A 13,823-nucleotide genomic window follows, 5' to 3' on the forward strand; every position below is an offset into this window, starting at 1 on the left:
GCGTGCGCACGCGCGTCGGGCGCGTGTGCCGTCGGGACGCTCCGTCTATCCGGGCGGGGTCGCGGGGAGGCCGCCGAAGGTGCCGTCCTCGCACGTGACGGTCTGGTCGCTCGGCGCGCAGCGGAGCCACGCGCCCGTGCAGCCGCCGACGCAGGCGCCGCAGACGAGATCCCGCCGGCATTCGTCGCACTGCGCGGCGCAGCGGGTGTCGCAATCGGGATCGCCCGCGCGGCAGAGATCGCGGCACTCGTCGTAGCACTCGCGGTCGACGCCCGCGTCACAGCTCCGGCAGACCTTGGAGTCGCGGTCGTGGCCGCCGCCGCCGCAGGCCGAGAGCGCGGCGACGCCGATCGCGAACGCCGCCGCCGCCCCGAGCCCGATGTTCCGCCATCCGGTCATGTCGTCGCTCCCCTCGTGACTAGAACGTGTGCCCGAACGTCAGGTAGACGAGCCCGGTCTGCTCGGGGCTGAAGCCGGCGTCGATCCGCGCGACCAGCCCCGACGAGAGTCCGATGCGGAGGCCGCCGCCGTAGCTGTAGCGGACGTCGTCGAAGGTGTGGTGGGTGAAGTCGTGGCCGTCCTCGAAGACGCGCCCGAGGTCGCCGAACGCGACGCCGTCGATGGTCACGTCCCAGAGCTTGCGGAAATTGAAGTCGACGAGCTTCAGCCGGTACTCGGCGTTGAGCAGCATGCTGCCCTTGCCGAGGAAGCGCTGCGGGAAGTAGCCGCGCATGGTGTCGTCGCCCCCGAGCGAGCTCAGCTCGAAGAAGGGGATGTGGTCCTGGTCGCCGAAGACGACCTCGGTGTTGGCGTGCAGCGCGATCACCTGGCGCCGCCAGACGAGCGGCTGGATGAAGCTCACGTCGAAGATGAGCTTCTGGTAGTCGGTGTCGCGGTTGAAGAGGGCGTGATCGGCGTTCAGATACTTCACGAGCACTTCCCAGCCCTCGGTCGGCCGCACGAGGTCGTCGCGCGAGTTGTAGACGAGCGCCGCCGACAGGTAGTTCGACTGCGCTCCGTGGACCCCGTAGAGCCCGGGGGCGAAGCGCTGGATCGACGGCGTGTCGTCGTCGGTGCCGTTCTTGACGTTGGTGTCGCGATAGAATCCCGCCAGCACGATCGCGAGCTTCTGCAGGAGGCGGTAGCCGACGGTGAGCCCGAGGCGCGCCCGGCGCGCCTCGTAGTTGGCGACCGGGTCGGGCCCGAGCTCGTTGTTGCCGAGGCCGAAGAACTCGACGGCCGGGTCGGTGTACCAGGCCAACGTGCCGAACAGCAGGAACGGCCCGAGGTCGGTGTGCCCGAGGTTGACGGTCGCCTTCTGCTGACGCTTCAGCGCGATCAGGAGGTTCACGTCGCCGACCAGGGCGCCGCCGAAGAGGTCGCGGCCTTCGAACTTGACGCCCACCTTCGGGCCGGTCTCCGGGCCGTAGCCGGCTTGCGGCAGGATCGCGAAGGGCAGGCGCCGTCCGGCGTCCTCGTCGACCGTGGACCGCGACGGCAGCGAGTCGGAGACGAGGTTCTCGGGGCCGAGGTCGTTCTCGGGCGTCGCGTGGGCCGTCGGCGTCGTCCCCGCGAGCCCGGCGAGGGCGACGACGGCGGCGCACGCGACGGCTCGCACGCGGCGGCCGGTCGCGCGCGAGCCGTCTCCGGCGCGTCGGCCGTCCGGATCCGTGACCTGGTCCGCGTGGAGCACCATGTCGGTTCTACTCGATCCGCCGGGGTGCGGTCAGCTCGGATTGCGCGGGCTCCGCTCGCGAGCTCGCGCCTGGCTCGCCGGGTGCGTTACAAGAGTCGGAAGACACGCCGATGCCGAGTGCGCTCATCGTAGACGACGCGCTGGAGTTCCAGGCCACCCTGGCCGCGCTGCTCCGTGCCGCAGGGTACGACGTCGCGACCGCCCGATCACTTGCCGAGGCGCGCGCCGTCCTCGCGGCCCGGAGCCCGACCGTCGTACTGGCCGCGCTGACCTTGCCCGATGGCCCCGGGATCGAGCTGCTGTCCGCGGCTCCGGGGCCCGGCGCGCCCGCGTTCATCGTCATCGCGGGCCACGCCGCGGTCGGCGACGCGATCACGGCGCTCGGCCGGGGCGCGTTCGACTACGTGACGACGCCGATCGATCTCCCGCGCTGGCACGCGACCCTCGCGAATCTCGCGCGCTGGCGCGACCTGTGCGAGGAGATCGACCGCGTGCGTCGATCGCAGCCCGCCGACGGCGCCGCGATCGTGCCGGTGGCGATCGGGACCTCGATCGCCGATGCCGAGCAGCGTCTCATCCTCGCCACCCTCGATGCATGCGGGGGAGACAAGGCGCGGGCGGCGAAGATCCTCGGGATCAGCCTGAAGACGCTCTACAACCGGCTGAATCGCTACAAGAGCATCCCGACCTCCGCGGCGTGAACGCCCGGCGCCGCGGCGCGCCTCGGAATCGCTGCTCCGGATCGACAGCCCGCCATCGGCGACATACGGTCGCGGCAGGGAGGGGGATCGCATGACCTTCATCCAGACGCCGCCCGTGCTCGGGAACCAGTTCGACGAGGACCGGGTGCTGCAGAGCTTCCTGCGACGCCGGGTGCCGAAGGACGCGCTCGCGGCGATGCTTCCTTCGCTGGCGCGCATGGGGGGGCGGGCCGTCGGCGACCTCGGCGCCGCCGCCGCGGCGTCGTACGGCGAGGAGCCCGAGCTGGTGCAGTGGGACCCGTGGGGGAACCGCATCGACGAGATCGTCACCCCCGAAGCATGGAAGCTCTTCGCGCGGACGGCAGCCGAGGAGGGGTTGATCGGGACCGCCTACGAGCGGGCGTCCGGCGAGCACTCGCGCCTCCACCAGTTCGCGCTCGTCTACCTCTTCGCGCCGTCGTCGAAGGTCTACACGTGCCCGCTCGCCATGACCGACGGGTGCGCCAAGACGCTCGAGGTGACGGCCGAGCCGGCGCTCCGCGAGCGCGTGCTCTCCCGCCTCGCGTCGCGTGATCCGGCGTGCGCGTGGACCTCCGGGCAGTGGATGACGGAGCGGATCGGCGGATCGGACGTCGGGCTCTCGGAGACCGTCGCGCGCGAGACGGCCGACGGGTGGCGCCTGTGGGGCACCAAGTGGTTCACCTCGGCCATCACGGCCGACGTCGCGCTCACGCTCGGACGGCCGGAGAGCGCGGGCCCGGGCGGCCGCGGCCTGGCGCTCTTCCTCGTGGAGACGCGCGACGCGCAGGGACGCCTCAACAACATCGAGGTGAACCGGCTCAAGGACAAACTCGGTACGCGGATGGTGCCGACGGCCGAGCTGACGTTGCACGGCACGCTCGCGGTCCCGGTCGCGGGGCTGACCGACGGCGTCCGCAACATCACCCCGATGCTCAACATCACGCGCACCTGGAACGCGATCTGCTCGGTAGCGAGCTTGCGGCGCGGGCTCGCGCTCGCGCGTGACTTCGCCGGGCGCCGCTTCGCGTTCGGCGCGACGCTCGACCAGAAGCCGCTCCACGTCGACACGCTCGCCGGCATGCAGGCCGAGTACGAGGCCGCGTTCCATCTCGCGTTCCACGGCGTCGCGCTCCTCGGCCGCGAGGAGACCGGCGTGATCACCGACGAGGAGGCGGCGCTCCTGCGTCTCCTCCAGCCGCTCATGAAGCTCACGACCGGGCGCCAGGCGGTCGCGGGCGCGAGCGAGACGCTCGAGGCGTTCGGCGGCGCGGGCTACATCGAGGATACCGGCCTGCCGGAGATCCTGCGCGACGCGCAGGTGCTGTCGATCTGGGAGGGCACGACGAACGTCCTCGCCCTCGACGCTCTCCGCGCCATCTCCCGCGCCGAGGCCTTGCCGGTCTTCGGGCGCGAGGTGCGCCGGCGCGTCGCGGCGGCCGCGGGGGAGCCGACGCTCCGCGCCGCGGGCGCCGCCGCGCTCGCCGCGATCGAGCACGCCGAGCGGTGGATCGCCGCCGCGAGCGGCCGCGGCGGTGCGCACGTGGAAGCGGGCGCGCGCCGCTTCGCGCTGACGCTCGGCCGGACGCTCGGCTTGGCGCTCCTGGTCGACCACGCCGCGTGGGCGCTCGTGCACGAGCATGATCCGCGCCCGGCCGCCGCGGCGCGGCGTTTCGCGCGGGAGGGTGTGGATCTGCTGTGGGAGGCAGACCTCGGCGCCGACGACGCGACGCTGCTCGCGTCGGATCGGGTGAAGTAACGACCGCCGCTACGACGGCTTCCACTGCCGCGCCGCCGCGAGCCCCGCGTCGATAATCGCGCGGGCGGCGGTGGCCTCCGCGCTCGCGGCCTTCGTCGGCACGGCGCGCAGCATCGCGATCCAGTCGTCGGGAAGCCCGTGGTGGCGGGCGCCCTCGACGAGCAGGTCCATGTAGTAAGCGGACGGTCGCAGCTCGGGCGCGTGCTTCTCGGAGGCGAGCGTGAAGGCCCGCGATGGCCAGTCGTCCGCCGGAGTGACCGCCGCGGCGCGCGCCGCCTCGCGCGCGAGCGGCGTCACGGCGATCTCGATGCGCGCGTAGTTGTCGATCAGCACCCCCTCGGTGAGCTCGACGTGCGCGAGATCCTCCACGGTGATCTCGTAGGCGACCCCGTAGACCTCCGCGTCGGCGGCGGAGACGAGGTTCGCGAAGGACTCGCCGATCGGCACGAGCGGCGGCTTGTCGAGGACGAGCCGCCACCCGGGCGCCCGCGCCGCGAGCGCGCGCGACGGCGTGATACCGCGCCGCCCGGCGAAGGTCGCCGGCTGCATGTTGGAGCCGTAGGCGAAGTACCAGACGCGGTCGCTCATCCGCGCCGGGTTCCGTCGCGGCCGGGCCGGGTCGCGGCGCCGTCCGCGTCCGCCGCGATCCAGCCGGCGCGGCGTCTACGGGATACGGGGGCGCGCCGCATGCCGCCCGTCCTGCCCGAGCCCCGCCACCCTGTCCATGCCGCCGCGCCGCGTGGGCGCCGCGCGGCCGGCGGCGCCGGCGCGCGCTGCGAGCGCTCCCCATGCCGGGGATGCCGGTCGGCTCCTAGAATACGTTCGGGTCCCAGCCGTAGGCCCAGGTCGTGAGCATCCGCCGCATGTCGGCGACGCGCAGTGCGAGCTCGTTCTTGGTGCGCTGCACGCCTTCCGGGTCGACGGTGCGCGCGACGAGCGCGGCCTCGATGCGCGCGACCGCGAGCCGGGCCTGCGCGAGGGCGAGCGATTCGCCCTCGCGGGCGGCGAGCGCCGCGAGGCGTTCGCGCTCGGTCGCGAGGTACTCGCGCGTCGCCTGCGACGACTTGTCCGCCATCGCGACGTCGCCGAGCACGGCGTAGGCGAGCGCGACCGGCCCCGCCGCGACGGCCGCCTTCGCCGCGTCGCGTATCTTCTCGACGTCGGCGCCCGTGTGCGGTGAGGCGAGGTACATCATGCGGCTCGTGGCGGCGATCGCCGGCGTCGGGTAGCGGAGCGTGCCGGCCTCGAGCGCCGCGATCGTCGGCGCGAGCTCGGCGCGGCTCGTGTCGGCGAGCACCACGTGGCGGCCGTCGGAGTAGATGAACGCCCACGGTGAGCCTTCCGCGTACACGAGCCCGCCGAGCGGGAGGGCGTACGGCGCCGTCATCGGCAGGATCGCGAGCCCGACGTCGTACCCGCCGAGCGCGTCACGCGCCGGCGCGACGCCGGTGCGGAGGTCCTTGTGCAGTTGCAGGGTCGTCTCGTCGTAGACCTGCTGCGCCCGCCCGCCGATCAGCACCGTGACCGGGGTGTCGGTCCAGCGCAGGAACCCCTCGGCTTCCCACGCCGCGTAGGCGCGGCCGTGTAGTCCGTTGGCGCGCACGAACGCCGCGGCGTCGCGCGGGAACGTCGGCGCATCCACCATGCGCTCGAAGGTCGAGAGGCCGGCGAACACGGGATTGGCGGCGGCATAGCGCCGGGCGACGGGCGGGAGCGCGGCCGCGGCCGCGAGCGCGAGCCCGACGGCGAGGGCGCGGAGCGGCCAGGGACCGCCGAGCCGGCGACGCCACCAGGCGAGCTCGGCCGCGAGCGGTCCGGCGAGGACGACGAGCGCGAGCGGCACGAAGCGCCGGGCGCGCACCGTCATGACGGCGACCGCGATCAGGACGACGGCGTCGAAGAGCGCGCGGGCGCGGCGCTCGTCGTCGGGGGCGAGCGCCGGGGCGCCGCGGCCGACGGCGAGCCGGGCCCCCAGGAGCGCGACGAAGACCCCCGCGAGCGTGCAGATCTCCCAACGGCTTCCGAAGGCCGTGACGTCGGCCGCGAAGAGCGGCACCCACTCGGCCACCGTTCGCCAGGCCGGGCTCGCGCCGACGACGAGCGCGTGCGCCAGGTTCTCGCTGCCGAAGGGATTGGCGAAGGCGGCGAGCGCGACGGCGGCGGCGCACGCGCCGAGCGCGGCGGGCAGCATGCGCGGCACGCAGGCGCCGACCGCGAGGGTCCAGGCGCCGAGGAGGCCGAGCCCGAAGACGAAGCTCCCGTGGGCGTTCGCCCAGAGCGCGAGGATCACGACCACCGCCGCGAGCCAGATCGGCCGCGCGGTCGCGCGGACCAGGGCCGCGAGGCAGGCGCACGCGAGCACGAGCCCGACGAGGGCGGGGCGGAGATCGACGTAGCTCCGGCCCGCCGCGAGAGCGACGCCGGCGACGAGCCACGCCTCGGGTGCGCCGGCGCCGCGCGCGAGCGCGGTGGCGGCGAGGAGTGCCGCCGCCGCGACGAGGAGCACGCCCTTCAGCGCGAGGAGGCCGTCCGGTCCGGTCGCGGCGTCGGTCGCGTAGAAGAGGACGTCGCTTCCCCAGTTCTGGTTCAGCCAGACGCGCCCTCCGGTCGTGTACGACCAGTCGTCGGGCGTCCCGAGCCTGCCGGCGAGCGCGTCCCGGCCTCCCGCGAGCGCGATGAAGAGGTCGTCCGCCGGACGCGGCTCTGCCCACGGGAGCAGCAGGAGGAGGGCGCAGGCTACGAGACAGAGCGCGAGGTCGCGGCGATTGGACGGGGGCATGGGCGACGGTCAGGCGGACGCTAGCACATCATCCGCGGGCGCGTCAGCGCGCGAACGCTCCGAGGCGACGACGAGCGCCGCGCCGTACGATGCGAGCGAGAGGAGCGTGAGCGTCCATTCGAGCCAGAGGGTCCGGCCGCGCTCGGCGCGATGACGCGTGAACGCCAGCCGCAGCGACTCCTCGGGCTTCGGGCCGGCCTTGGCGCTCTCGATGGTGACCGGGCGGCCCTGCCAGTAGTCCTGGAAGCGCGCCTCGTGGAAGCGCTCGACCGCGCGACGGTCGAAGGTCCCGACCGCGGGCCCGGTGCGCCAGAGCGGCCACGCGTGCTCCATCGTCGCGAGCACCAGCACGGCCGCGACGACGGGGCGTAGACGCGGCAGCGCGGCGGCCGCGGCGATCACGAACGGTACGCAGTAGAGTAGGTAGCGCTCGTGGACCCGCGTCGGCCAGAGGAACACGCTCCAGAGCCAGAGGCTCGCGAAGACGACGATCGCGAGCGCGGGCCGCCGGCGGTGGCGCGTCCACGCGAGCGCCGCGACCGCTGCGAGCGCGAGGCCGAGCAGGACGCGTCCCCACGCGTCGCGCGTGAGCCCCGCGACGGTCACCGTCGACGTCAGCACGTCGTACACGGGATGGCGCTCCGCCAGCAGCGCCGCCAGGTACCAGACGTTGTAGGCTTCGAGCGTCGTGTAGGAGAGCACCTCGAAGAAGTTCATCCGGTAACAGCGCTCGAGCCACGCGGCGCCGTCGGCGAGCAGCCAGGGCGCGCTGCCGAGCGCGACCGTCGCGAGGGCGACGCCGCCGAGGCGGGCGAGCCGTCCGAGGCACGGCAGGAGGCCCGCCGGCGTGGCGACGAGCGCCGCGAACCCGGCGATTGGCAGCACGAGCAGTCCCTGCGGCTTCGCGAGGAGCGCGACGCCGGTCGCGGCGCCGGCGGCGATCCAGCGTCCGCGCGCCATGGCCGCGACGGCGAGGACGGCGGGCGCCAGCGCGAGCGCGTCGTACTGTCCGAAGACGGCCGTGTTCATCATGAGGGGCGGCGCCAACCAGGTGAGCGCCGCGGCGCCGGCCGCCGTCCTCGTCCGCGCCGTGAGCGCGTGTACGAGCAGGCCGACGCCGAGCGCGGTCGTGAGCTCGAAGAGCCAGGGCACGACCGACGTGACGAGGCGCGTGTAGGGCGTGTTCGCGAGGAAGTCGGGGGCGCCGACGCCGAGCCAGCGGCTCTGCGCCCAGAAGACGGCCGTCGCGAGCGGCGGGTAGTTCGGCGGGTAGACCCCGCGCCGCGGCAGCACCACCGGCACGCCGTTCTGCACGAACCAGCCGCGCAGCGTCGGCAGCGCGTCCGGCGGCGCCGAGTAGGCGTGGACGAGCCCGCGCGCGGCGGCCACCTCGCCCATGCCCAGCACCTCGAAGTGATCGAGGGCGTAGCCCCAGCGCGGCGCGAGCGCGACCAGCGCGAGCCGCATCGCCGTCCCGGCGACGAGCGCCAGCGCGAGCCAGCCACGGGAGGAGGACGCCGGCACGGACGCTCAGGCGGCGCGCAGCGCGGCGGCGAGCTCGGGGCCGAGCCGGAGCACGGCGGCGGCGTCGATGCGGAGCTGCTCGCAGGCCTGCGCCGTCGTTTCGCGCGTGTCGTCGGTAACGTGCGCGGCGAGGAAGTCGCCGACCGCGCCGGCGATCTCGGGCGGCGTCAGCATCGACATGCCGCGGATCACGTACTGACGCAGCATGGGATCCATGGGGAGGATCCGCGCCTCCCAGCCGTCGCGGACGAACCGCCAGGCGGCGTGGCGCGAGGCCCGTCCGCCGAGGAGGCGCGACAGCACGAAGGCGCGGTCCTGTGGCCGCACGTCGTCGGTGAAGGTGAGCGCGAGCGTGCGCGCGACGAGCGCGGGATCCTCGAAGCCCGCGAGCGCGAGCAGGAAGCGCTCCTCCTCCTCGGGGTCGTCGGCGGCGCTTGCGCGCTTGCGGTCGAGGAAGCGCTCGTAGAGCGCGGCGTCGCCGTCGTGCGCGACGAGGTTCGCGACGATCGGCACGAGGTTCGGCTCGAGCGCGGCGCGGTCGGCGAGGTAGCGCTCGAGCCGGGCTCGCGCCTCGGCGAGGACCGCCGGGTCGCGCGCCAGATTGCCGAGCGCGCCGGTCACGACCGCGCGCTTCACGCGCACGTCGACGGGCTCGCCGGGACGGGGATCCCACCCGAGCGCGGCGAGCTCGGGGCCGAAGATCGTCTGGACGAGCGCGGTGAAGCTCGGCCGGTCGGCGTCGGCGAGCACGTTGGTGTCGAGCCAGGCGAGCCGCTGCGAGATGGCCTCCAGCACCGCGCGGTCCTGCTCGCCGGCGAAGCCGCGGACGAGCGTCACGAAGCCCGCGACCGTGCCGATGCCGGCCTTGACGAGCGTCCACTGGTTGCCGACGAGGCTCAGGCGTTCCTCGGGGGCGAGCCCCGTCGCGACCGCGCCGGCGAGGCGCGCGATCGCGGCGTCGTCGAGCGCGAAGCGGTAGAAGCCGGCGCCGCCGCCGTTCGGGAAGACCCAGCGCGCGCCGGCGAGCGCCACCTCGGTCTCGTCGCCGGCGAGCAGCACGCGCTCCTCGCGGATGCCGGTCGCGCCGCCAATCTTGAGCACGAGCGGCACCGGCCAGCGCTGCGCCGGCGCGACGCCGCTCATCTCGGGGTCGGAGAAGAAGCGGCGCTGCCGGAGACGGAGCGTCGCGCCCGTGGCGTCGAAGCGGCTCGCGATCTCGACGACCGGGTGGCCCGGCTCGCGGATCCAGGCGTTCGCGATCGCGGTCACATCGCGGCCCGACGCCTGGTCGAGCTCGCGCCAGAAGTCGTCGGCGGTCGCGTTCTTCTCGGCGTAGCGCCGGAGATAGCTCCGCACGCCGGCCCGGAACGCGTCGGCGCCGAGGAAGCGCTCGATCATGCGGACGACGCCCGCGCCCTTCCAGTAGGTGATGACGTCGAAGCGCTCGGCCGCCTGGCGGGCGTTCTCGACCTGGAAGGAGATGGGGTGCGTCGACACGAGCGCATCGAGGAGGAAGGGCCGGGAGAGGGTCGCGACGAAGTCGCGCCACATGCCCCACCCGGGGTTGAGCTCGGCGGTCGCCTTCCAGCCGACGAAGGTGGCGAACGACTCGTTCAGCCAGAGGTCGTTCCACCACGCCATCGTGACGAGATCGCCCCACCACATGTGCGTGAGCTCGTGCGCGGCGGTGTAGAAGATGTCCTTCAGCGTGTCGGTCGAGGCCTCGGCCGGATCGGCCGCGATCGCGGTCAGCCGATAGGTGATCGCGCCCGGGTTCTCCATGGCGCCGGCCTCGAAGTCGGCGAGCCCGATCGCGTCGATCTTGCCGTAGGGGTGGGGGATGCCGGTGTAGTCGGCGAGCCACTCGACGGCCTGGCGATGCGCGTCGCGCGCGTAGAGACCCTTGTCGGCGAGGCCGCGCGGCAGCCAGACGCGCACGGGCGTGCCGGCCGCCGCCTCGACGGGCGGGGTCGCCTCGAAGGGGCCGACGAGGAACGCCACGAGATACGACGAGATCGGCGGCGTCTCGGCGAAGCGCACGACCTTCCGGCCGGGCGCGCGCGGCTCTTCGGCGAGGACGGCGCCGTTCGCGATCGCCGCCGCGTCGGCGGGAACGTCGAGGGTGAGCGCGAAGCGCGCCTTGTACTCGGGCTCGTCGAAGCACGGGAACGCGCGGCGCGCGTCGGCGGCCTCGAACTGCGTCGCGGCATAGCGCTCGCCGTCCTTCACCGAGCGATAGAGCCCGCGGAGCTTCTCGACGATCTCGCCGGTGAAGGCGAGTCGGAGCGTCGCCGCGCCGGGTTCCACGGGGGCGGGGAAGCAGAGGCTCACCGCCTCCGCCTTCGGGTGGACGACGACCCGCGCCTCGGTCGGCAGGCCGGGCGCCCGGCCTTCGAGGCGGGCCGACGTCACGTCGAGATCGAGCGCGTGGAGGGTCACGACCGACGTCGCCGTCCGCACGTCGAGCTCGATCGCCACCGATCCGCGCTGGCGCCAATGCTCGAGGTCGAGCACCAGCCGCACGTCGTACCGGCGCGGCCAGACCTCGCGCGACAGCCGGAAGTTCACCCCCGGATCCGCGGGCACGCTCGTCGTCATGGCGGGGCACTGTTCCTGACGCTACGGCGCGCTGCAAGCGCGGCCCGCCCTGATACGGGTAGTCGCCGAGGATGGCCTGCCCGCTCTTCGGGACCGTGTGGTTTTCCGATCCGCGCACGATCCGCTGGGAACGGAGCGGCCACGTCGTCCAATACGCGGGCGGACGACGCCCGAACCCAGCGGCATGCGAAGACCAGCGACAGCGCGCTTCGGGCCTTGGCGATCTCCGAGACTCACTCCTCGACGGGCGGAAACATCCGTACGAAGTCGGCAAGGCGGCTCATCGGAATACCCTGGAACCGGCGCAGGCGGAGTAGATGGCGGTCACCGCTCACCACCACGTCGGCCTCGCCTTGGAGCGCACATTCGAGAATGCGGTTGTCCGGCTCATCGGTGAGGGCCGTCACCCGCATCTTCGGTTTGACGATCTCGGCGACACGGCTGACGAGCTTGAGCGCGCTGCGCACGTCGACTTCGGACTGGCCGAACTTCCCATGCAACTTCCGGGCGGTCTCGGTGAGGATCGCCAGCGAGGTGACGAGCTGGAAGTGCCGGCGACACGCCAGGCGGAGCGCATACTCGCCCTGGCTCGCGGGGACCACGAACGCCGAGATGAAGACGTTCGTGTCGAACACGACCCGCATCAACGGTCTTTGAAGACGATGCGCTCCACGTCCCGCTCGGTGAGCACGCGCAGCTTGCGTGCCTTGCGGCTCATCCGCGCTTGGAGGCGGAGCAGCTCGTCCTCGTCGAGCTTCGCTTTGTATGTCTCGACCATCTCGCGAAACAGCTCGCTCTTACTCTTGCGCTGGCGTGCCGCGAGCCGCTCGTACGCCACCGCGATCGACGGTGCCACCGAAAAGCCCAGGATGCGGGTCTTGCGCGCCATAGTACCCCTCTTGTGGTTTAACTGTGTTGAACCGTACGCGACTCTCGCCTCGCCCTCAAGGGCCAATAAGGACCTCGATGCGGACCCGGAGAAGCCGCGCAGAAACAGAGTCGAAAATTATCGCTCTACAGCTGCCGCGCCGGCACGCAGATCGTCTCCTGCTTCAGGCTGTCGAGCTGCTCGGTCCCGAAACGATTGGCGATCTCGATCTGATCCACGATCTTGGCATGCTTCGCCCCGCCCTTGGCGACCTTGATCTGGTAGCACATCATCATCGCAACGGGGTTGACGAAGGGCTCGGCCGGTATTCGTGCCGATGCCGCGAAGCAAATGCGCGTCGGCTTCTTCACGTCGTAGAGCCGAGCGGTCTCGAACTGGTCGGTGACCGTCACCTGAACCCCTTTGGGAAACGGCGTCGTCTTGCTGATTTTCGCCTTGTAGCAATCGAACATGTCGGCGGTGGCCGCCGGCGGCGCCGACGGCGTGCCGCTCAGGCTCTTGTTGCTCGGCACCAGCAGACGCTCGAGCTTCAGCCCCGTTACGGTCAACGACCCGAAGCGATCGACGACGCCGAAGGTGCCACGCCCAGCCACCGCGGGCGCCTTCACCTGATACGCTTCGTGATGCGTCAGCGAGTCGACGGTCCCATCGCCCGCGTCGCCTGGAAGGCAAAGCGTCTTCGTCTTCAGCACGTCGGCGCTCAGCTCGAACGTCTCACGCAACGCGAACCCTAAAACCGGCGAGAACTTGGCGGCGCCGGACGATGCCTTCATCTGGTAACAGAGAAAGTCGTCGAGGCAAGCATGCGGATCGTTGGAGCCTCCCGGGCACGCGGAGGGCGCTGCGCATGGGCACACGCCGGCGCAGAGGGATCCCGCAATGCGCGCGCACTGCTCGGTCCAGACGGTGCAACACGCGGGATCGAAGCCGCAAGCACAAAAGCCGCAATCGAGCTCGTTGAGGGGACACCCGGAGCTGGCGCTGCAGCAATCGTAGGTGGGCGGGGTGGCCGTGGGGGTCGGTGCCGTGGACGTCGGCGTGGGTGTTGGGGTTGGGTCGGGCGCGACTTCATAGCGCACTACCGCGAAGTCACTCCGGCTCCCGCCGACGGAAGAGCCGGCCACCACCAATTTGTCATCGCTCTGCACGACAATGGCGAGGGCGATATCGCCCACCAAGACGTTCCTTAGCGTCGTGGTGACCTTACCTCCGGTCCCAAACGTGCCGTCCAGCGTCCCGTCGCTATTGTAGCGTACGACGGCGAAGCGGGGGTTGCTGCCGTCGGCAGAATAACCCGCCGCTACCAGCTTGCCGTCGTTCTGGGCCATGAGAGCATGAGCACGGTCGTAGTTGCTCCCCACAGGCGTCGTGACGATGCCCCCGGTCCCGAACGTGCCGTCGAGCGTCCCGTCGGTGTTGTAACGCACTAACGCGAGATCATCGTTACTTCCGTTGTAGGAAGCTCCGGCCACGACCAACTTGCCGTCGCCTTGCACCACAAGGGCGGCGGAATCAGCGGTCACGCTCGCCCCAACGGGTGTCGTGACGATGCCTCCGCTCCCGAACGTGCCGTCGAGCGTCCCGTCGCTGTTATAGCGCACGACTGCGAAGGCCAAGCTGCTCCCGGTCGACGAATAGCCAGCCGCCACTAGCTTGCCATCACTTTGTACGACCAGGGCAGAAGCGCTGTCGTCCAAGGTACCCACCGGGGTTGTGACCTGGCCCCCGCTTCCGAACGTGCCGTCCAGGGTCCCATCGCTGTTGTAGCGCACCACGGCGAAGTCGTTGTTGCTGCCGTTGTAGAAATAGCCGGCGCGGTGCGTCCGCCGTTGCCTGAGCCGGAGCGTACTCATCGGCTG

General features: G+C 72.1%; 11 protein-coding genes. 2 read left to right on the plus strand and 9 right to left on the minus strand.

The window, feature by feature from the left end:
• Positions 1-45: 45 nt before the first annotated feature.
• Positions 46-399, minus strand: a complete 354-nt coding sequence (locus IT293_16910) for a hypothetical protein (GenBank protein MCC6766342.1) — start codon at positions 397-399, stop codon at positions 46-48.
• A 19-nt stretch (positions 400-418) separates the two neighbouring features.
• The gene (locus IT293_16915; GenBank protein ID MCC6766343.1) at positions 419-1,696 is read right to left on the minus strand and encodes a BamA/TamA family outer membrane protein; all 1,278 of its coding nucleotides are present in this window, start codon (positions 1,694-1,696) and stop codon (positions 419-421) included.
• A gap of 110 nt (positions 1,697-1,806) precedes the next feature.
• On the opposite strand from IT293_16915, the gene IT293_16920 reads away from it, so the two are divergent.
• Both IT293_16920 and IT293_16925 read left to right on the plus strand, forming a co-directional pair.
• The gene (locus IT293_16920) at positions 1,807-2,397 is read left to right on the plus strand and encodes a response regulator (GenBank protein ID MCC6766344.1); all 591 of its coding nucleotides are present in this window, start codon (positions 1,807-1,809) and stop codon (positions 2,395-2,397) included.
• A 91-nt stretch (positions 2,398-2,488) separates the two neighbouring features.
• Positions 2,489-4,174 carry an acyl-CoA dehydrogenase family protein gene (locus IT293_16925; protein ID MCC6766345.1) on the plus strand — a complete coding sequence of 562 codons (1,686 nt, stop codon included), beginning with the start codon at positions 2,489-2,491 and terminating at the stop codon, positions 4,172-4,174.
• 9 nt (positions 4,175-4,183) lie between these two features.
• On the opposite strand, the gene IT293_16930 is transcribed toward IT293_16925, so the two are convergent.
• The 7 genes from IT293_16930 to IT293_16960 all read right to left on the minus strand — a co-directional run bounded on the left by IT293_16930 (position 4,184) and on the right by IT293_16960 (position 13,817).
• On the minus strand, positions 4,184-4,762 hold the full coding sequence (locus IT293_16930) for a gamma-glutamylcyclotransferase (GenBank protein ID MCC6766346.1): 579 nt from the start codon (positions 4,760-4,762) through the stop codon (positions 4,184-4,186).
• A gap of 223 nt (positions 4,763-4,985) precedes the next feature.
• Positions 4,986-6,953, minus strand: a complete 1,968-nt coding sequence (locus tag IT293_16935; protein ID MCC6766347.1) for a hypothetical protein — start codon at positions 6,951-6,953, stop codon at positions 4,986-4,988.
• 9 nt (positions 6,954-6,962) lie between these two features.
• Entirely contained in the window at positions 6,963-8,477 is a 1,515-nt protein-coding gene (locus IT293_16940; GenBank protein MCC6766348.1) for a hypothetical protein, read from the minus strand.
• A 6-nt stretch (positions 8,478-8,483) separates the two neighbouring features.
• The gene (locus IT293_16945; protein ID MCC6766349.1) at positions 8,484-11,075 is read right to left on the minus strand and encodes a M1 family metallopeptidase; all 2,592 of its coding nucleotides are present in this window, start codon (positions 11,073-11,075) and stop codon (positions 8,484-8,486) included.
• Between the two features lie 233 nt (positions 11,076-11,308).
• Entirely contained in the window at positions 11,309-11,719 is a 411-nt protein-coding gene (locus IT293_16950; protein ID MCC6766350.1) for a putative toxin-antitoxin system toxin component, PIN family, read from the minus strand.
• Entirely contained in the window at positions 11,719-11,964 is a 246-nt protein-coding gene (locus IT293_16955; GenBank protein MCC6766351.1) for a ribbon-helix-helix protein, CopG family, read from the minus strand. The genes IT293_16950 and IT293_16955 overlap by 1 nt, the downstream gene beginning before the upstream one ends.
• Before the next feature lie 125 nt (positions 11,965-12,089).
• Positions 12,090-13,817 carry a hypothetical protein gene (locus tag IT293_16960; protein MCC6766352.1) on the minus strand — a complete coding sequence of 576 codons (1,728 nt, stop codon included), beginning with the start codon at positions 13,815-13,817 and terminating at the stop codon, positions 12,090-12,092.
• Positions 13,818-13,823: the final 6 nt, after the last annotated feature.

It is taken from the genome of Deltaproteobacteria bacterium (assembly GCA_020848745.1).
GTDB lineage: Bacteria > Desulfobacterota > Binatia > UTPRO1 > UTPRO1 > UTPRO1.

What these genes read in the sequence shown, in the direction of transcription:
- IT293_16910 (MCC6766342.1), bottom strand. Translation starts at nt 399, where the DNA reads ATGACCGGATGGCGGAACATCGGGCTCGGGGCGGCGGCGGCGTTCGCG.
- IT293_16915 (MCC6766343.1), bottom strand. Translation starts at nt 1,696, where the DNA reads ATGGTGCTCCACGCGGACCAGGTCACGGATCCGGACGGCCGACGCGCC.
- IT293_16920 (MCC6766344.1), top strand. Translation starts at nt 1,807, where the DNA reads ATGCCGAGTGCGCTCATCGTAGACGACGCGCTGGAGTTCCAGGCCACC.
- IT293_16925 (MCC6766345.1), top strand. Translation starts at nt 2,489, where the DNA reads ATGACCTTCATCCAGACGCCGCCCGTGCTCGGGAACCAGTTCGACGAG.
- IT293_16930 (MCC6766346.1), bottom strand. Translation starts at nt 4,762, where the DNA reads ATGAGCGACCGCGTCTGGTACTTCGCCTACGGCTCCAACATGCAGCCG.
- IT293_16935 (MCC6766347.1), bottom strand. Translation starts at nt 6,953, where the DNA reads ATGCCCCCGTCCAATCGCCGCGACCTCGCGCTCTGTCTCGTAGCCTGC.
- IT293_16945 (MCC6766349.1), bottom strand. Translation starts at nt 11,075, where the DNA reads ATGACGACGAGCGTGCCCGCGGATCCGGGGGTGAACTTCCGGCTGTCG.
- IT293_16950 (MCC6766350.1), bottom strand. Translation starts at nt 11,719, where the DNA reads ATGCGGGTCGTGTTCGACACGAACGTCTTCATCTCGGCGTTCGTGGTC.
- IT293_16955 (MCC6766351.1), bottom strand. Translation starts at nt 11,964, where the DNA reads ATGGCGCGCAAGACCCGCATCCTGGGCTTTTCGGTGGCACCGTCGATC.
- IT293_16960 (MCC6766352.1), bottom strand. Translation starts at nt 13,817, where the DNA reads ATGAGTACGCTCCGGCTCAGGCAACGGCGGACGCACCGCGCCGGCTAT.